This window comes from Trinickia sp. (assembly GCF_057351765.1).
In genome coordinates this window covers 22,960-40,368 of sequence record NZ_JBMRBK010000063.1, presented here as the reverse complement: position 1 = coordinate 40,368, position 17,409 = coordinate 22,960, and the positions used below count along the sequence as shown (strand labels likewise).

Annotated in this window: 15 protein-coding genes; 8 read left to right on the top strand and 7 right to left on the bottom strand. The window is 63.6% G+C overall.

Features of this window, described 5'->3' with window-relative positions; translation table 11 throughout:
• Positions 1–220: 220 nt before the first annotated feature.
• The 4 genes from ACO1XS_RS17185 to mnmC form a co-directional block, all read right to left on the bottom strand.
• Positions 221–865, bottom strand: coding sequence for a MarR family winged helix-turn-helix transcriptional regulator (locus ACO1XS_RS17185; protein WP_331573594.1), 645 nt, complete (start codon positions 863–865; stop codon positions 221–223).
• A 442-nt stretch (positions 866–1,307) separates the two neighbouring features.
• Positions 1,308–2,426, bottom strand: coding sequence for a YbdK family carboxylate-amine ligase (locus ACO1XS_RS17180; protein ID WP_331573596.1), 1,119 nt, complete (start codon positions 2,424–2,426; stop codon positions 1,308–1,310).
• A 56-nt stretch (positions 2,427–2,482) separates the two neighbouring features.
• Positions 2,483–3,685 carry a cation:proton antiporter gene (locus tag ACO1XS_RS17175; protein WP_331573598.1) on the bottom strand — a complete coding sequence of 401 codons (1,203 nt, stop codon included), beginning with the start codon at positions 3,683–3,685 and terminating at the stop codon, positions 2,483–2,485.
• 733 nt (positions 3,686–4,418) lie between these two features.
• Positions 4,419–6,383 carry a bifunctional tRNA (5-methylaminomethyl-2-thiouridine)(34)-methyltransferase MnmC2/FAD-dependent 5-carboxymethylaminomethyl-2-thiouridine(34) oxidoreductase MnmC1 gene (gene mnmC, locus ACO1XS_RS17170; protein WP_486391231.1) on the bottom strand — a complete coding sequence of 655 codons (1,965 nt, stop codon included), beginning with the start codon at positions 6,381–6,383 and terminating at the stop codon, positions 4,419–4,421.
• A gap of 423 nt (positions 6,384–6,806) precedes the next feature.
• Between mnmC and ACO1XS_RS17165 the strand changes: the two genes are divergently transcribed.
• Complete coding sequence (locus ACO1XS_RS17165) at positions 6,807–7,085, top strand: HU family DNA-binding protein (protein ID WP_006401505.1); 279 nt, start codon at positions 6,807–6,809, stop codon at positions 7,083–7,085.
• Positions 7,086–7,193: 108 nt separating this feature from the next.
• On the opposite strand, the gene ACO1XS_RS17160 is transcribed toward ACO1XS_RS17165, so the two are convergent.
• Both ACO1XS_RS17160 and ACO1XS_RS17155 read right to left on the bottom strand, forming a co-directional pair.
• The gene (locus tag ACO1XS_RS17160) at positions 7,194–8,516 is read right to left on the bottom strand and encodes a GTP-binding protein (protein WP_331573600.1); all 1,323 of its coding nucleotides are present in this window, start codon (positions 8,514–8,516) and stop codon (positions 7,194–7,196) included.
• 124 nt (positions 8,517–8,640) lie between these two features.
• Positions 8,641–9,087 carry a lytic transglycosylase domain-containing protein gene (locus tag ACO1XS_RS17155; protein ID WP_331573602.1) on the bottom strand — a complete coding sequence of 149 codons (447 nt, stop codon included), beginning with the start codon at positions 9,085–9,087 and terminating at the stop codon, positions 8,641–8,643.
• 419 nt (positions 9,088–9,506) lie between these two features.
• Between ACO1XS_RS17155 and gspD the strand changes: the two genes are divergently transcribed.
• Genes gspD through gspF form a run of 3 tightly spaced genes read left to right on the top strand, consistent with a single transcriptional unit; the run spans position 9,507 to position 14,664 of the window.
• Positions 9,507–11,954 (top strand): type II secretion system secretin GspD, encoded by a 2,448-nt coding sequence (gspD, locus tag ACO1XS_RS17150; RefSeq protein ID WP_486391230.1) that lies wholly within the window; start codon positions 9,507–9,509, stop codon positions 11,952–11,954.
• On the top strand, positions 11,954–13,441 hold the full coding sequence (gene gspE, locus ACO1XS_RS17145; protein ID WP_331573605.1) for a type II secretion system ATPase GspE: 1,488 nt from the start codon (positions 11,954–11,956) through the stop codon (positions 13,439–13,441). Before gspD ends, gspE begins: the two co-directional genes overlap by 1 nt.
• A gap of 5 nt (positions 13,442–13,446) precedes the next feature.
• Positions 13,447–14,664: a type II secretion system inner membrane protein GspF gene (gspF, locus tag ACO1XS_RS17140; protein WP_331573607.1), complete on the top strand. Its 1,218-nt coding sequence runs from the start codon at positions 13,447–13,449 to the stop codon at positions 14,662–14,664.
• A gap of 88 nt (positions 14,665–14,752) precedes the next feature.
• Here the strand turns inward: gspF and ACO1XS_RS17135 are convergent, their stop codons facing one another.
• Complete coding sequence (locus ACO1XS_RS17135; protein ID WP_331573610.1) at positions 14,753–15,166, bottom strand: hypothetical protein; 414 nt, start codon at positions 15,164–15,166, stop codon at positions 14,753–14,755.
• Between the two features lie 137 nt (positions 15,167–15,303).
• On the opposite strand from ACO1XS_RS17135, the gene gspG reads away from it, so the two are divergent.
• From gspG to ACO1XS_RS17115, 4 genes are read left to right on the top strand one after another with little or no spacing between them, the layout of a single operon-like run.
• Positions 15,304–15,768 carry a type II secretion system major pseudopilin GspG gene (gene gspG / locus ACO1XS_RS17130; RefSeq protein WP_331573646.1) on the top strand — a complete coding sequence of 155 codons (465 nt, stop codon included), beginning with the start codon at positions 15,304–15,306 and terminating at the stop codon, positions 15,766–15,768.
• A 44-nt stretch (positions 15,769–15,812) separates the two neighbouring features.
• Entirely contained in the window at positions 15,813–16,316 is a 504-nt protein-coding gene (locus ACO1XS_RS17125; protein WP_331573612.1) for a GspH/FimT family pseudopilin, read from the top strand.
• Positions 16,317–16,318: 2 nt separating this feature from the next.
• The gene (gene gspI / locus ACO1XS_RS17120; protein ID WP_486391229.1) at positions 16,319–16,747 is read left to right on the top strand and encodes a type II secretion system minor pseudopilin GspI; all 429 of its coding nucleotides are present in this window, start codon (positions 16,319–16,321) and stop codon (positions 16,745–16,747) included.
• Entirely contained in the window at positions 16,725–17,408 is a 684-nt protein-coding gene (locus ACO1XS_RS17115; protein WP_440559731.1) for a PulJ/GspJ family protein, read from the top strand. Before gspI ends, ACO1XS_RS17115 begins: the two co-directional genes overlap by 23 nt.
• The last annotated feature ends 1 nt before the right edge of the window (position 17,409 follow it).

The following is a 17,409-nucleotide window of genomic DNA, read 5'->3' as shown; positions in this document are numbered from 1 at the left end:
ATGCGAGCATTTTCGATCACGGACCGCTGGCGGGACCAGAACAGCGATCGATATGAAACGCGGCGCCAATAGGCGCCGCGTCGACACATGACGTGACACACGTCACAAAGCGAAATCGTACACGTTGACGACATCTTCGTTCAACGTTGTCCGCAATAAAACGGGAAACGGACCGCCGCGGGCCATGATCGCCGGGCTCGGCCGCGCCGCGCGAAGTCTGTCAGGTCTGTTGCGCGAAGATCTTCCAGATCTTCTTCTGCGTGGGCAAATCGGCCAGCTCGTGGCGCTCGCAGTCGAGGCGGAGATTGATGTCGCCGATGTCCTGCCCGAAAGCAGTGCATCGATGCGGCGTCTTCTTCGGGTTCTTGCTCGTGACGAGGTGGCAGCATGTCATGCACATCCGATGCGCGGGCATGTCGCCTTGCACCTCGAGATGTCGAATCATCTTGAGTAGCGTACGGTAAAACACGGCTTGCTCGTCATCGGCCAGTTTGCCGACCGCCGAATTCAGAAATTCAGGCCATTGCTGCGCACGCTTGGCCGCCGTTCGGCCCCGCGCCGTCAAGCGAACCGCCAATGCGCGGCCATCGTCGAGCGCACGGCGCTTTTCGATCAGCCCTTTCGCCTCCAGCGTGCTCACCGCATCGCTCGTCGTGGCAGCCGTCAGCGCCGTTTCGCGCGCGATCTCGCCAAGCCGCAGCGGCGCCTTGCGCTGCATGAGCAGCATGAGAATTTCGCCTTGCGTCGGCGTGAGTCCCACACTTTCAGCCCATTCCCACGCCTGGCTGCGCATTGCCGTGCCCAACCGTAACAGGCTGTGGGTCACGCGCCCACTCGCCCGTTCTGTAAAAACACCTTCACTCATAGTCATTGTTCGCTTTCGCCAGTGACAGCATTGCCGCTGCCGATCCGGTTACGCGCGCGCAGTGCCTCTCGACACGCCGCAACCTTCCGTGGGACGACCCGCCCCCTCTCTTGGGGCCAACTGATTTTACTCTTCGATACTTCGCGACCGGACGCGCCATTTTAAGCGAGTAAAGGCGACCGCACAGCCATGTATTGGCAACCAAGCTGTGGATAACGTTTGTATAACCGTGCTGGCCGATTGTGGCGTCTTTCTTGATAACCTCGCCGCGTAAAAAATTGCGTCGAAGTTATCAGCAGACCAAAAGCACTGCGCACCGCTCGTCCACCTGGTTATCGCAGCGCTATCCCTTTGAGACCGCACGCAAAATCAAGGTTGTCCACAGAAATGAGCGTCGCTTGTTAACTATTACTACGTTTGTATACGAGTCAAGACGGTAAACCTAAGCACTGCGCCACTGGATGCATTGCTGGCGGACAACTTCGTGCAGCGACTTTTCTTTCGACGCCACGTCGCGCAGCCACGCGGCATCGTTCACTTGCCCGCGGGCGATTGCGGCAATTTCGTTGAGCGCGGCCGTCGATTGAAGTGCTCGGCCATGCGGCGCAATGACGTCGAGCGTTTGCAGGATATCTTCGAATATCGTGCGTCGTTCGCCGGTTTGCGGATTGATGCAAGTACCGCCCAGGCCGAAGCGGCACGCCTCGAAACGGTTGAACGTATAAACGAGGTAGTCGTCCTCTTTCGGAATGAACGGTTTGTCCGTGAGCAAGTGGCGCGCAAGCGTCTGGATATAGCAGGCGATCGCCGCCGCCCGATCGACCGATAGCGGCGTGTCCATCACCCGCACCTCGATGGTGCCGTAACCGGGCTTGGGCCGAATGTCCCAGTAGAAATCCTTCATGCTGTTGACGACGCCGGTTGCGACCATCTTCGAAAAGTATTCTTCGAAGGCATCCCAGGTCAGCACGAACGGCGCGCGCCCCGACAGCGGGAATGCGAATACCGAGTTCAGGCGGGCCGAATGAAAGCCGGTATCGACACCCTGCACATACGGCGACGAAGCCGAAAGCGCGATGAAATGCGGGATGAAGCGCGACATCGAGTGCAACAGAAAGAGCGCACTGTCGGGATCGGGGCAGCCGATATGCACGTGTTGGCCGAAAACCGTGAACTGCTTCGCGAGGTACCCGTAGAGCTCGGACAGATATTGAAAACGCGGCGCATCGAAAATTTGCCGCTCGCTCCACTGCTGGAACGCGTGCGTGCCGCCCCCGCAAAGACCGACGTTGAGATGATCGGCCGCCGCGACGAGCGTGTCCCGGATCGAGCGCAACTGCGCGAGCGCCTCTTCATGCGAGGTGCAAATGCCGGTCGAAAGCTCGATCATGCTTTCGGTGATCTCGGGCGTGATGTTGCCCGGGCCTTTGTAGTCCTTGACGAGGCGCATGAGGTCCGACGCCGCTTTGGTCAGATCGTAGTCGTGCGTATTGACGACCTGGATCTCGAGCTCGACGCCGAATGTGAAAGGCTTGGAATTGACAAAGGTTTCGAGTGCCATGTGCGTGTCCTGTTATGCGGGCAGATACGAGCAAAAGATGCGGCGCGCAGCGGCGCTTACTCGCGGCGCTCGCCGACGAGCGTCAGGCTGCGGTAGACGATCCATGGTCCCACGATCTGCAGCACCGCGATCGAACACATGACGATGGCACGCAGCGTCGGATCGAACTGCGGATAGAGCTGATAAGTGTCGTCGGCCAGCAGATAGGCAAGCGCCGACATCGGCGCGAGCGACACGCCGAGCGCGATGCCCTGGTTCCACCCCAGGCCGCTCGGTTTCGCGAACGCCAGCACGCCGACGAGCTTCGCAACGAAGCGCGCGACGATGAGGCCGAGCGCCGCCACGCCACCGAGCGCGATATCGTGCCACTCGAACGACGTCAGCGTCAGCACGAAGAGAATCACCGTCAGCAGCCATCCGGCCGTGCCGAAATGCTGAGGCCACAGTTGCGGCTTTTGCTCGAGGTTTTTGACGATGATGCCGGCGGCCAGGAGGCTCAGGATCGTCGAAAGCTTGAAAATATTCGCGATCGCGATCGCAAGCAGTACGAGGCCGAACAGCGCAACGAACGAATGCTCGTCTTGCATATTCATGCGTTTGAAAAAGAACATGCAGGCGCGCGCGAGCAGATAGGCGACGACGAGCGAGCCGACGAGCAGATAGACCGGCTGGACGATCGTGGCAAAAACGTTTCCGTACACTTCCTGGTGCAGCCAGCTCGAGACGAGCTTTTCGACGACGACCGCATACATGCTGTTGAGCGCCGTCAACGTGAGAAGCCGCTGCGTCACCTGCCCTTCCGCGCGCAACTCCGTCTTGAGCTGAATCACCATGGCGGGCGAAGTCGACATCGAAATGGCAGCCAGCACCGTTGCGACCGGCGGCGCCACCTTGGCGAACAACAAGACGATCAGCACGAGGGCGAAGGTGAGCGTCGCCTCGGCGAGGCTCGAGGCGATGAGCCAGGGGTTACGGCGAATCCACCGAAGATCGAGACGGCTGCCCAGTTCGAACAGCAGCAGGCCCAATGCGACGTCGAGTAAAAGCCGCGATGTCGCGCCCATGCCGGCATCGATGGCGCCGACCCCGGCCGAACCGGCGATGAGTCCGATGACCGCATAGCCCGAAATACGCGGCAGGCGCCATGCGCGATAGCAGAGCTCGCCGCACAGCCCTGCGACGAGCAAGGCGAGTCCTGCCCAGAAGACCGCATTCGTCGCGAACGGCCAGCTCGGAAGGAAGGAAAACGCCGATTTCATGAGATAGCTTCTCCTTTACGGACAGTCCGCTCCGCCTGAGAGGACGAAGCGGCATGTCGGATCAGTGTATTTGCCGAACCGGCGCACCGCGCCGGCGGGTTCGATGAGGGTCGCGGGCGCTGGGCTTCGAGCCGCGCGCAACGACGATGTGCCGGCGAGCTCGCTCCCCGGCGGGACAATTAGGACGGGACGCTGCCGCTCTCGTCTGTGATTCCGATTCGGCTGGCGCCGTTCCGTTGGCGAGTGGTGCCTCGATTCGCCAACGCGCAACTCATGCTGGAAGAAACGCGGATTGTGCCACAGCTTGCTCGATTTGGAACGAATCCACATCGAACGGCGGTCAATTCGGTAGGAATGATCGTCAACGAGAACCGAATAGGAAAATTCATCCGATGGTTGCGGTCGATATTCCCCGCTGCGGCTCGTCGTTTCCGGCAGCGGCACGCGGGGCTCTAGAGTTTACAGGTTTACGTATGTATACAAGTAGTAGCAGTTAACAAGGCCCGGCCATTTCTGTGGATAACGGCCGTTTACCGAGGCGAATCAAGCAGTTGCCGACCGCATAACCGCACGGGCAGCATGTGCGGACGGCAGCCCTTTCCGAGAACAACTTTCATCGCTTCCGGCGAATCGGCAAGTTGTCCCGTTTACGTCCACGCTCCGTTCACAGCCATTTCATGTTGGCTTCGATGGCTTATCCACAGCTCTCGGTGGATAAGCTCCCTCTCCAGGTTCATGACGGCTGCACACTGCCCCGGCGCAAGGCCCGCAGAAAGTAGCGGGCCGGATCCAGGTCTTCGGCCAGTTCGCGTTCGATGGGCCATGGCTCGCCTTCCAGCTGTGAGGCGACGAGCTCGGCGGCGAGCGTCGACCAGACGAGTCCCCGCGAACCGAAGGCAAATGCCCCGTAAAGGCCCGGCGAGCGATGCAGATCGAGCGGCCACGCACCGGCCAATGCGCTGGCGTGCTGCGCGCACAGCGCTTCGTCGGCGAGCGGCCCGATCATCGGCAGACGGTCGCTCGTCACGCAGCGGAATGCGACACGGCTGGCGAGAGCCGACGTATCGAGCGCCGCAAGTTGCTCCGCCCACGCCGGCACGAGTTGCGCGAGTCGGGCGATGTTTTCCGCGTTATCGAGTTCGCGCGAAGTGCTGTCGGCGTCGTCGATCCCGTAGGTTGCGCCCGCAAGCAACCCGTCGGCGAGCGGCACGGCATAACCCTCGCCGATCAACGGCACACGCAGGTCCGTACCGATAGGTAGCCGCGTCAGTTGTCCACGCACGATCCGCGTTGGGTTGTGACGCAGACCGGCGATCCGCGCCGCTTCATGAGCATTGGCGAACACGACGACTTCGGCGCGGGCGAGGACATGGCCGGTTTCATCGAGCACGCTCCAAGCGGAGCCTTCGCGTTCGATGCGCGAGACTCGAACTCCGGCACGCCAATCGAGCGCGGTGCCGGCCTCGGCGCACAGCGCGGCACATAGCGAGGCGGGATCGAGCGAGCCGCCTCGGGGGTAGAACCAGCCGTCGCGACCGAGCGTCACACCGGCAAGGTCGGTTGCTTCGATGGACGACACGTGTCGAACGAACGTATCGGGATAGCGATAGGCATCGATCGCATCGGCCAGCGAGCGCGCTTCGTGCGCATCGGCCGGCAGATGCAGCAGGCCTCGATCGGTACGTGCGAAATCGTGACCGCGCGCTTCGAGCGCGCGCCAACTCTGCAACGCCATGAGAAAGCCAGCGCGCGAGATGCGTGTAGCGACGCTTTCATCGCGCGAGAGCAATGGATGAAATACGCCCGCCGGATTGCCCGACGCTTCGCTCGCCATTCGGGTGTTCCGGTCGAGCAATGTGACCTGCCACCCCCGCGCGGCCAATCGCTCCACGAGCGCGCAGCCGGCCATGCCCGCACCGATGACGACGGCGTGACGTTGCGCCACCGAAAACGGCAGCGGCGGTTCGTGCCGGCGAACACGCCAGCGGGGAGCAAAGCGGCCGACGAGCATGTCGCGCTTGCCGGAGAAACCAGCCGCTTTTTCGCAGGCGAAGCCGGCGGCTTCGAGCCCCCGCCGAACATCTCCCGCGCAAGTGTAGGTGGCGAGCGTGGCGAAGGTGCCGGCCACATGCGCCAGCGACTTGAACACGGATGGCGCCCACATATCGGGATTCTTGGCCGGGGCGAAGCCGTCGAGATAAAAGGCATCGGCGCGCAGCCAGAGCTTGGGCAGCCATTCGAGCGCATCGCCGAACACGATCGTCAGTGTCACGCGGCCGCCCTCGAACGAAAGCCGATGGATGCCACCGATGAGCGGCGGCCACGCTTTCACGAGCTCGGCGGCAAGCGGCGCGATGGTTGTGCCGGCAACGAGCTTGTCGTGCAGAGCGCCCAAATCGGCGGCCGGAAACGGATGCTTTTCGACCGACACGAACGCAAGCCGCTCGCAACGCCCGGGATCGGCGCGCCATGCGGCCCAGGTGGCGAGGAAATTGACGCCGATGCCGAATCCCGTCTCGAGGATCGTGAAAAGGCGCTGTCCTTGCCAGCGTTGCGGCAATGCATTGCCGCCGAGGAACACGTGCCGCGCCTGCGCGAGCGCGCCTGACGCGCTGTGATAAATGTCGTCGAAGCGCGGCGAGTACGGTGTGCCGTCGCCGCGAAAAGCGAGGGTGGCGGGCACGAGTGGATGAGTCATGGCAGGGAGAACATGAGGCGGTTGCGGCCGGCCCGGCTCGATCCGGGCATGCGGCACGAAGTTCGAATGACGGCGAAACCGCTGCGGGCGCCCGTCATCCGGGCTTTCCCCGAACGTTGGCAAAATCCAACGTCGCAGCTCGCCGATACCCCGAAAGCCCTTGGCAGACGGGCTTTTCGGGTACGACAATGCGGGAAACCCAGCACCGACAAGGTTAAGAAGCGTTAAATTCTTTGAAACCCTTGCCGTTATTGGGTTTGCGCTGAGCTATCATAGCAAGCGCCGCACGACGGCCGCGCGCTGGGTTCGCGGCAGCCGGGGGCGCTGGCTTCGCCACAGCTACTCGACGGCACAGCTTGCGTACGTATAACGGCGCGTGTTCGCGCTGTCCGTGTCATTTCAATCTGATAAAGAGGAACGTTAATGAACAAACAGGAACTGATCGACGCCGTCGCGGCTCAGACGGGCGCTAGCAAGGCTCAGACCGGCGAAACGCTGGATACGCTTCTCGAAGTGATCAAGAAGGCAGTCTCGAAGGGCGACGCGGTTCAGCTGATCGGCTTCGGCAGCTTCGGCTCGGGCAAGCGCGCTGCTCGCACCGGCCGTAACCCGAAGACGGGCGAGACCATCAAGATTCCGGCCGCGAAGACGGTCAAGTTCACGGCTGGCAAGGCATTCAAGGATGCGGTCAACAAGCGCTGATGCTTGCAGCTCGACGTTTGTTCGAGACCCGCCCTCAGGCGGGTTTTTTTATTGAGTGCGTAAGCGTCGCGCCGGTCGGCCTCGTCCCTCGTCGCTGACGAGCGATTCCTAACGAACGATCTGTCCTGTGCCGCCGTGCTCTTCGTCCTCGGCGTCGAGGTCCCAGGCCGGGAATGGATCGGCAAGTGCGGACCAGCCAAGCGGTCCGAGCGCATATTCTTCGTCCGTCAAGAGACAGGCGTCGAGCTTGGCCTGCCAATGACCGGCATCGAGCGAGACGCCGATCAAGACCAGTTCCTGGCGACGGTCGCCGATCGACATATCGTTCGGTGCGCCGTGCCAGTCGGCCGCGATTTCCGCGGCGAGCTCGTCATCGTCGGGCCACTCGTCGCGTGGCTGGGCAGCCCACCAGAAGCCTGCCGGCCCGTGGCGGCATGCACTGCCCGCTTGCGAAAACGAACCTACGACATCGTTACGCGTCGCGAGCCAGAAAAAGCCCTTGCTGCGCAGCACATTGCGCCATGACGCGCTGTCGTGCAGCAGTGCCCAGAGCCGCTCGGGCGAGAAGGGCCGCCGAGCGCGGTAAACGAAGCTGTCGATCCCATATTTTTGCGCTTCGCCGTCCGGTTCGTGGTCATGCCCATGCCCATGCTCATGCGTACCGTCGTCGTGCACATGATCGTGTTCATGATCGCCGTTGAGCGAAGCGAGCCAGCCGGGTGCGCTTGCCGCTTCGTCGAAATCGAAACGCCCCGTACCGACGACTTCGGCGAGCGGGACGGCACCGAAGGTACTGACGATCTGCCGCGCGCGCGGATTGAGCCCGGCGAGTATGCCTTGCAAGCGCGCGAGCGAATCGGCATCCACGAGATCCGCCTTGTTGACGATGAGCACGTCGGCGAACTCGACTTGCTCGACGAGCAATTCGACGAGCGTGCGGTCGTCCTCCTCGCTCGATGCAAGTCCGCGCTCGGCGAGCGCCTCGGACGATTCGTAGTCGCGCAAAAAGTTGAGTGCGTCGACGACGGTGACCATTGTGTCGAGGCGCGCGACATCGGTGAGCGTGGCCCCGTCGTCGTCCGCGAAGGCGAATGTCTCGGCGATCGGCATGGGTTCCGCCACGCCCGTCGATTCGATGACGAGCGCATCGAATCGGTGCTCGTCGGCAAGACGGCGCACTTCGGCGAGCAGGTCCTCGCGCAGCGTGCAGCAAATGCAGCCATTGGACAGTTCGACCAGACGTTCCTCGGACTGCGAGAGCGCGGCGGCACCGCGCACGAGCGAGGCGTCGACGTTGACCGAGGCGAGATCGTTGACGATAACAGCCACGCGCAAGCCGGCGCGATTGGCGAGAATGTGGTTGAGCAGCGTGGTCTTGCCCGCGCCGAGAAAGCCCGACAACACGGTGACGGGCAAGGTGGGCTGGTTCATGAGGGTGGACATCGAGTGGGCGAAAGAGTGCAAGACGCCCGGAAATGAGGCGGCGCAGCGAGCATTGTGCACCAAACGCGCGAAGGCCGGTGCCGCGCGCCCTGCGCGGCGCGCTTATCGCTGCTTAGCGCGACGCGGAAATGAGCTTCCAGCGCGTGAGGATATCGGCGATCTGCCGCGCGTACCGGTCGCGCAGCGAGGGCGTTTCGGAGTGATAGGCGCCGATGGCTCGCCAGCTGTTGCCGTATTTGTTCATCTTCTGGCGCAGATGCCAGGCGGCAACATAGACGTTCTTGCACGGCTCCATCAGCGTGCCGGTGGAGATACCGTACTGCGAGAGCGTGGGCAGGTGAACCGAATTGATCTGCATGAGGCCGTAATCGACCGAGCCGTTGTCGTTCTTATGGAGCGCGTCGGGCCGGTTATGCGATTCCTGCCACGCGATGGCGCGCAACACGAGCGGGTTGACCTTCTGATAGCGCGCGGCCTCGTCGAAGCAATCGGCGCGCGCGGCACTGCTTGCCGACCAGCCGGCCAGGCTGAATACCAGAATGACGATTGCCCGTTTCATCGCCGGACCGACCCTCCCAGTCTATTGTCGTTCGAATTGCCCGAATGGCATGTCCGCGCGCCGATCAAGGGAAAACCCCGGGCCCGCGCGAGCGTGCGATCCGAAATACCGCTCGTATCATAGCGGCTGGCGCCGTATGCGCACAGCAGGCCGGCAGACATAAGACAGTTGCCCGCCGACAAAAAGGTAACGATCGGTTAGCGCGCAGCGACGCCGACATTTTCCTTACGAATGGCGCGCCGAGGCTTGTCCCGCAATCGTAGCCGGTGAATCGCTGCCCAAGTTCGGGGTTTGTGATTGTCGGGACATGAAAAGCTGCTAATGTTCGACCTTAACTTCGGCGGCGGCATGACCGAGGGCGCGAGCGGGGCTTTGTGCCGAGGGCCGCAACCTAGCAATTTCGCATTGATTCCTATTCCATGATAAGAAACCGTAAGGCATTGCGCCGGATCGCAGCCGCGTTGCTGATGGCCGGTCTCGTCGTTGCGCAGGGCGCGCATGCGGAAGTCACGCTCAACTTCGTCAACGCCGACATCGACCAGGTGGCCAAGGCGATCGGCGCGGCGACGGGAAAGACCATCATCGTCGACCCGCGCGTCAAAGGGCAGTTGAATCTCGTCTCGGAACACCCCGTCCCCGAAGAGCAGGCGATCAAGACGCTCGAATCGGCGTTGCGCATGCAGGGGTTCTCCCTCGTGCAGGACCACGGCGTACTGAAGGTCGTGCCCGAGGCCGATGCGAAGCTGCAGGGCGTGCCGACCTACTTCGGCAATTCCACGCCGGCGCGCGGCGATCAGGTCATCACGCAGGTCTTCGAGCTGCACAACGAATCGGCGAACAACCTGCTGCCCGTCCTGCGGCCGCTCATTTCGCCGAACAACACCATTGCCGCCTATCCCGCCAACAACACGCTCGTCGTGACCGATTATGCCGATAACGTGCGGCGCATCGGGTCGATCATCGCGGGCGTCGACAACGCCGCGGGTCGTCAAATCGAGGTCGTGCCGCTCAGGAACGCGATCGCCGTCGATGTGGCCCAGCAGCTCTCCAAGCTGCTCGACCCGGGCGCGATCGGCAGCACCGACGCAACGCTGAAGGTTTCGGTCACGCCCGATCCGCGCACGAATTCGCTGCTCTTGCGCGCGTCGAACAAGGCGCGGCTCGCTGCCGCGAAAAAGCTCGCGCAGCAGCTCGACGCGCCCAGCTCGCAGCCCGGCAACATGCATGTCGTGCATCTGCGCAACGCCAACGCCGTGCAGCTTGCCAAGACGTTGCGCGGCATGATGGGCAAAGGCGGCTCCGAGGGCACGACGGGGTCGAGCGCCGAATCGAACACTGCGGGCTCGTTCAACGAGGGTGGTGGGGGCGGCAGTGCGACCTCTACCGGAACGCCCGGTGTGCCTCCACTGCCCTCGTCGTTCGGCAGCTCGTCGAGCTCGGGCTCGATGGGCGGCAACTATGGCTCGGGCGCGGGCTCGGGTTCGGGCGGCCTGGGCGGTAACCGCAGCTTTTCGAGCAATCGGCAAGGCGGCGGCAATGAGGACAACAATCCGCCCGGCGGCATGATCCAGGCCGATGCGGCCACGAATTCGCTGATCATCACGGCGTCCGATCCGGTGTACCGGAACCTGCGGGCGGTGATCGACCAGCTCGATGCGCGCCGTGCCCAGGTTTATATCGAAGCGCTGATCGTCGAGCTGCAAGCATCGAGCGCTGCCAACCTCGGCATTCAATGGCAAGGCGCGCTGCTGTCGAACAGCGGCAACAACGGTGTCTACGGGGGGTCCAACTTCGGCGGAAGCACGAGCAACATCGTCAATCTGACGGCGCTGGCGGGCGGCGCCGCGTCATCGGGCAATCTCTCGAGCGCGATCAGCTCGCTGAATCCGGGATCCAGCACGCCGATCTTGCCGAACGGACTGAACATCGGCCTGCTGCATCGCTTCGGCAATATCTTCGGGCTGGGCGGCTTGCTGCAGGCCCTCAGTCAGTCGAGCGACGCCAATGTGCTGTCGTCGCCGAACCTCATGACGCTCGACAACGAGGAAGCGAGAATCATCGTCGGCCAGAACGTGCCGATTCCCTCGGGGTCGTACACCACGAATACGAGCTCCGCGACGGGCGTCAATGCCTTCAATACATTCGACCGGCAAGACGTCGGCACGGTGCTGCACATCAAACCGCAGATCACCGACGGCGGCATATTGAAGCTGCAGCTGTACACGGAGGTATCGTCGGTCGATCAGGCGACGATCAACAACAGCGCGTCGAACGGCGGTTTTTCGATCAACAAGCGCTCGGTGCAGTCGACGGTGCTTGCCGACGACGGATCGATCGTCGTGCTCGGCGGGCTGATCGGCGACAACTACAGCGCGAGCAACTCGAAGGTGCCGCTGCTCGGCGACATTCCGTGGATCGGCCAGTTGTTCCGCAGCGAAAACAAGAACCGGCAAAAGGACAATCTGATGATTTTCCTGCGCCCGGTCATCGTGCGCGATCTGGAAGACAGCACGGCCATCGCGGAAAACCGCTATGACCTCATGCGCGATCAGCAACTCGGCTATCAAACCGACAACCGCCTGATCCGCGACAAGAACGTGCCGCAGTTGCCCACCGTTCCGCCAGGCCCGGCCGAGGGCGCACGGCCCTCGAGCAACCTGTTCGACTTGCGGCGCATGACGCCGCAGGCGAGCGGCGCAATGGCGGCTCCGCCCGGGGCCGCTCAGCAAGGTGGCGCCGCGCCGGGCACGGGCAATGCGAGTCCGTCTGTCGGCGGTGCCCCCGGCACGGCGGATCCGTCGACGGCGAATCCGCCTCAGCAAGGCGTTCGCCCGTCGAACCCGGGCGTCTCGCAGGGAGGAAGCTGATGGTCACGCAGGCGACGTCGGAACCGGTGGCCGAGCGCGAGGCGCCCTCGCCGCTCGCCGCTCGCCTGTTGCCGTACGGCTTTGCCCGCAACGGCCAGATTCTCGTCGCTCATCAAGGGCCCGAAGGCATCGAGGTCTGGATCAGCGACCGCACGAACGCAGCGGCGCTTTCGGAAGTCGCGCGTAATTTCGGCGCGTTGACCGCGGTGCGCTTGCCCGCCGACGAGCTCGCGCAGGCGATCAACCGCGCCTACGAGCGTCATGACGGCAGCGCCGCGCAAGTCGTCGGCGAAGTCGAAGGCGAAGTCGATCTCTCGCGTCTCATGCAGGACATTCCCGAAGTCGAGGACTTGCTCGAATCGGAAGACGACGCGCCGATCATCCGCATGATCAACGCGCTGCTCACGCAGGCCGCGCGCGAGCATGCGTCGGACATCCATATCGAGCCGTTCGAGAATGCGTCGGTCGTGCGATTTCGCGTCGACGGCACGCTGCGCGATGTCGTGCGCCCGAAAAAGGCGCTGCACGGCGCATTGATCTCGCGCATCAAGATCATGGCCCAGCTCGATATTGCGGAGAAACGGCTACCGCAAGACGGACGGATTACCTTGCGCGTCGGTGGCCGCGCCGTCGATGTGCGCGTGTCGACCCTCCCCACCGGGCACGGCGAGCGGGCGGTGCTGCGCCTGCTCGAGAAAGACGCCCAGCACCTGAATCTCGAGGCGCTGGGTATGGGGCCCGATACGCTCGAGCGCTTCGATCGCCTGATTTCGCGGCCGCACGGCATCGTCCTCGTCACGGGCCCGACGGGTTCGGGTAAGACGACGACGCTTTATGCCTCGCTGTCGCGGCTCGAAACGGCCTCGAGCAACATCATGACTGTCGAGGATCCGATCGAGTACGACCTGCCCGGTATCGGCCAGACGCAGGTCAACGAGCGTATCGGCATGACGTTCGCTCGCGCGCTTCGCTCGATCCTGCGCCAGGATCCGGACATCATCATGATCGGCGAGATCCGCGATCTCGAAACCGCGCAAATCGCAGTGCAGGCGTCGCTCACGGGCCACCTCGTGCTCGCGACGCTGCATACGAACGACGCCGCGTCCGCCGTGACCCGGCTCACGGATATGGGTGTCGAGCCCTACCTGCTTGCCTCCTCGCTGCTCGGCGTGCTCGCGCAGCGGCTCGTGCGCCGGCTTTGCCCCGTCTGCAAGGAAGAGCGCGTCGAGGAGGGGCACACGCACTGGCATCCCGTCGGCTGCGACAAATGCGCCCGCTCGGGGTACTCGGGCCGGCGCGGTATCTATGAGCTGCTCATCATCGACGATGCGATTCGCACGATGATTCACCACAATGCCGCCGACGCCGAGATTCTGAAGGCCGGCCGCGCCCAAGGCATGCGCACGCTGCGTGAGGACGGCGAACGATGGCTCGCGTCGGGCGTGACATCGCTTGAAGAGCTGATTCGCGTGACGGGCGGGGCTTAACACGCATGCCGGCATTTCGATTCGAAGCCATCGATACCGTCGGGCATGCCCAAAAAGGCGTGCTCGATGCCGACAGCGCCCGTTCCGCACGCGCGCAGCTGCGCACGCAGGGCCTGACGCCGCTCGTTGTCGAGCCCGCGGGTAGCGCGGCGCGCGGCGAGCGCAGCCGCCGCCTCGCGCTCGGACGCAAGCTGTCGCAGCGCGAGCAGGCGATTCTCACGCGTCAGCTCGCGAGCCTGCTGACGGCGGGGTTGCCGCTCGACGAGGCGCTTGCCGTGCTGACCGAACAGGCCGAGCGCGACTACATCCGTGAGCTCGTCGCCGCGATTCGCGCCGAGGTGCTCGGCGGACATTCGCTCGCCAACGCGCTCGAGCAACATCCGCGCGATTTTCCAGATATCTACCGCGCGCTGGTTGCCGCGGGCGAGCACACGGGCAAGCTGGGACTCGTGCTGTCGCGGCTTGCCGATTACATCGAGCAGCGCAACGCACTCACGCAGAAAATCGTGCTGGCCTTCACCTATCCGGCCATCGTCACGATGATCGCATTCGGCATCGTGACGTTTCTGCTCAGCTACGTCGTGCCGCAAGTCGTGAATGTGTTCGCCAGTACCAAACAGCAGTTGCCGTTCATCACGGTGTTCATGATGGCGCTCTCCGGGTTCGTGCGGCACTGGTGGTGGGCGATTCTGATCGGGGTAGGTCTCGTCGTGTTCGCGGTACGTGGCATTCTCGCGCAACAAGCTCCCCGCCTCGCGTTCGACAGATGGCTGCTGACCGCGCCGCTTGCCGGCAAGCTCGTGCGCGGGTACAACACCGTGCGCTTCGCCAGCACGCTTGCGATTCTGAGCGCGGCGGGCGTGCCGATCCTGCGCGCGCTTCAGGCAGCCGGTGAAACGTTGAACAACCGCGCGATGAAAGGCAACGTCGACGATGCAATCGTGCGCGTGCGCGAAGGGACCTCGCTGTCGCGTTCGCTCGGCAACGTGAAAACGTTTCCTCCCGTGCTCGTGCATTTGATTCGTTCGGGTGAAGCGACGGGGGATGTGACGACGATGCTCGATCGCGCGGCCGAGGGTGAGGCGCGCGAACTCGAGCGCAGGACGATGTTTCTGACGAGCCTGCTCGAGCCGTTGCTGATTCTTGCGATGGGCGGTGTCGTACTCGTCATCGTGCTCGCGGTGATGCTGCCGATCATCGATCTGAACAATATGGTTCAGTGAAGGCGCCCGCGAGCGGGTGACGACGCCAGCAGGCGTATCGGGTGTACCGTGTGGGCCGGCTGTACAGGCTGTACAGGCTGGCGACGCATCAGCGCACGTAGATCGTGGGGCCCGTGACGGTACTCGGCAAAAATACCTCGGAGCGTGCGCCGTTGTGGTCGACGATGATCGAACGCGCGCGCACTTGCGCAAGCGTCGAATCTTCGCCGAGCCGGCCGCCGAGCGAGATCGCGTGCGGCGGTTCGTCGCCGACACTGACGATGGCGGCGGCGCCTTTGCTCAGCGCAAGAATGCCGAAAAGCTTGATGCTCCGGTTCACTTCGCGCGTGAGCTTGCCGCCGAAAAGCGTGGTGGCGTCTTCGACGGACACGGCCGGCGCCACCGATGCGGCGGGCGGCGGGGCCGGCGGCCGGGCGGTGAGAAGCACGACCCAGTAGGTTAGTGTCGCGCAAAGAATCGCGAAGGCGACAAAAGATAGCAGGCGGACTTGTAGAGTGTTCATGCAGCCATTGTACGAAGTATTGATCGGTTTGCGCGTGACCTGGCGCGCGGACGGTCCGACATTACAATCACGGGCCGAATCGAGCGCCGGACGCAGCGGCGTTTTTGGCCAAACTTTTTGAGAACGAGGTAGGAATGATGCAAAGATGGACCCGACGTCATATGGAGCTGGAATCGGCGCGTGCACGGCGCCAGCGCGGCTTTACGCTGATCGAAATCATGGTCGTCATCGCGATTCTCGGCATTCTGGCCGCGCTGATCGTGCCCAAGATCATGAGCCGTCCCGACGAAGCGCGCCGCGTCGCCGCCAAGCAGGACATCGGCTCGATCAGGCAGGCGCTCGATCTCTACCGGCTCGACAATGGCCGCTATCCGACGCAGGACCAAGGGCTGCAGGCGCTCATCAGCAAGCCGACGACCGATCCGGTACCCAATAACTGGAAGGACGGCGGTTATCTCGACAAGCTGCCGACCGACCCCTGGGGGCATCCTTACCAGTATCTGAATCCAGGCGTACACGGGGAAATCGATGTGTTCAGCTTCGGCGCCGACGGCAAAGCAGGCGGCGAAGGCAACGACGCCGATATCGGGTCGTGGCAATAAGTCCGTTGCGATGCCCCCTGGACGCCGCATCCTGGTAACCGACGATGCCCGATTCGACGACGAGCCGCCTGTGTTTTCGTAAAGCCACGTACGCGCGCGTGCGCGGCTTTACGCTGCTCGAAATGCTCGTCGTGCTCGTGATTGCCGGGCTGCTCGTGTCGCTCGCGTCGGTGTCGATCACCCGCAATCCGCGCACGGACCTGAAGGAGCAGGCGCAGCGCCTTGCGTTGCTGTTCGAATCGGCCTCCGACGAAGCCCAGGTGCGGGCGCGGCCGATTGCATGGCAGCCGGTGGCGGGCGGCTACCGGTTCGACATCCGTACCGACGACGGTTGGCGGCCGCTGCAGCGCGACGAGCTGTTGCGCGAGAGGCGGTGGGAAGCCGGCATCACCGACGTCGCGATCGATTACCCCGGCTCCGATGTCCATCCCGATCGCATCGTATTCGGGGTGGAAAGCATCGGCGCCGCGGTGACCGTCACGCTTTTTTCGGAGGTCGGCCGCGTCACGGTCGTCGGCACCGGAAACGGCCGCTTCGAGGTGCGCTGACGATGCCTGCACGCCTACCCCTGCTCAATCGGCGCGCAAGCCGCGCAAGATGTCTTGTCCGATCGAACGGTTTCACGATGATCGAGGTGCTCGTTGCGCTCGCGATCATTGCCGTCGCCCTGGCGGCGGCGCTGCGCGCGAGCGCGATGCTCGCGACAGACGAAGCCGGCCTGCACCGGCGTCTGCTCGCCGGATGGAGCGCCGAGAACGCCCTCGCGCAACTCTATCTCGCCCGGCAGTGGCCCGATATCGGCGCGCGCACGTTCGATTGCTCGCAGGGAAACCAACCGTTGTCGTGCACGGAGCGCGTCGCGGCAACGCCCAATCCGGTCTTTCGGCGCGTCGAGGTCTCCGTGACGGTACCGGGGGAAGACGGCGTGCTCGCCCAACTCGTCACGGTGGTGGCCAATGAGACGAACCGTGCGCTCTGATGCCGCGCGGCGCTCGCGGCGCACGGGCGGGTTCACCTTGATCGAACTGATGGTCGCGATCGCGATTCTCGCTGTCATCGCCGTGCTCTCATGGCGCGGGCTCGAGCAGATCATTCGGGCGCGACAGACGATTACCAATGCGATGGAAGACGAGCGGGTCTTCGTCCAGCTGTTCGATCAGGTTGGCATCGATGCGCGCGAAGCCGCCACCGAAGACGAAGTCGGGCAACCGTCCGTGTCCGTCGCCGGCAGTACGCTGCAAATCGTGCGGCATTTCGGCATGGCAGGCGAAGCGCCGCGCTTGCAGGTGGTCAGGTATCAGATCGCGAACGGGCGCGTGACGCGCTACGCCTCGCCACCGGTCGCGACGGCCGGGGACTTGCGCCGGCTGCTCGATGCCTCGAGCGGCGCCGGTGCGTGGAGCGCGGTGCCGTTGATCGGCGGTGTCGGCGCGATCAACGCGCGGCTCTTCGTGCCGCGCGTCGGATGGACCACGCAGATGAGCGAGGTCAGCGACGAAATCGCGCGAAACGCCAACAATCTCAAAGTGCCGCAATTCGGCAACGCGCCGCTCGATCGCGCGGTCAAGGGGCTCGAACTCAGCATCGGCGCCACGTCCCTGCACGCGCCGATCAAGCGCGTCTTTCTGGTCGGAGAGTGAC

What these genes read in the sequence shown, in the direction of transcription:
- ACO1XS_RS17135 (WP_331573610.1), bottom strand. Translation starts at nt 15,166, where the DNA reads ATGAACACTCTACAAGTCCGCCTGCTATCTTTTGTCGCCTTCGCGATT.
- ACO1XS_RS17185 (WP_331573594.1), bottom strand. Translation starts at nt 865, where the DNA reads ATGAGTGAAGGTGTTTTTACAGAACGGGCGAGTGGGCGCGTGACCCAC.
- gspI (WP_486391229.1), top strand. Translation starts at nt 16,319, where the DNA reads ATGCCTGCACGCCTACCCCTGCTCAATCGGCGCGCAAGCCGCGCAAGA.
- gspD (WP_486391230.1), top strand. Translation starts at nt 9,507, where the DNA reads ATGATAAGAAACCGTAAGGCATTGCGCCGGATCGCAGCCGCGTTGCTG.
- ACO1XS_RS17165 (WP_006401505.1), top strand. Translation starts at nt 6,807, where the DNA reads ATGAACAAACAGGAACTGATCGACGCCGTCGCGGCTCAGACGGGCGCT.
- gspF (WP_331573607.1), top strand. Translation starts at nt 13,447, where the DNA reads ATGCCGGCATTTCGATTCGAAGCCATCGATACCGTCGGGCATGCCCAA.
- ACO1XS_RS17125 (WP_331573612.1), top strand. Translation starts at nt 15,813, where the DNA reads ATGCCCGATTCGACGACGAGCCGCCTGTGTTTTCGTAAAGCCACGTAC.
- ACO1XS_RS17160 (WP_331573600.1), bottom strand. Translation starts at nt 8,516, where the DNA reads ATGAACCAGCCCACCTTGCCCGTCACCGTGTTGTCGGGCTTTCTCGGC.
- gspG (WP_331573646.1), top strand. Translation starts at nt 15,304, where the DNA reads ATGCAAAGATGGACCCGACGTCATATGGAGCTGGAATCGGCGCGTGCA.
- gspE (WP_331573605.1), top strand. Translation starts at nt 11,954, where the DNA reads ATGGTCACGCAGGCGACGTCGGAACCGGTGGCCGAGCGCGAGGCGCCC.
- mnmC (WP_486391231.1), bottom strand. Translation starts at nt 6,383, where the DNA reads ATGACTCATCCACTCGTGCCCGCCACCCTCGCTTTTCGCGGCGACGGC.
- ACO1XS_RS17155 (WP_331573602.1), bottom strand. Translation starts at nt 9,087, where the DNA reads ATGAAACGGGCAATCGTCATTCTGGTATTCAGCCTGGCCGGCTGGTCG.
- ACO1XS_RS17175 (WP_331573598.1), bottom strand. Translation starts at nt 3,685, where the DNA reads ATGAAATCGGCGTTTTCCTTCCTTCCGAGCTGGCCGTTCGCGACGAAT.
- ACO1XS_RS17115 (WP_440559731.1), top strand. Translation starts at nt 16,725, where the DNA reads ATGAGACGAACCGTGCGCTCTGATGCCGCGCGGCGCTCGCGGCGCACG.
- ACO1XS_RS17180 (WP_331573596.1), bottom strand. Translation starts at nt 2,426, where the DNA reads ATGGCACTCGAAACCTTTGTCAATTCCAAGCCTTTCACATTCGGCGTC.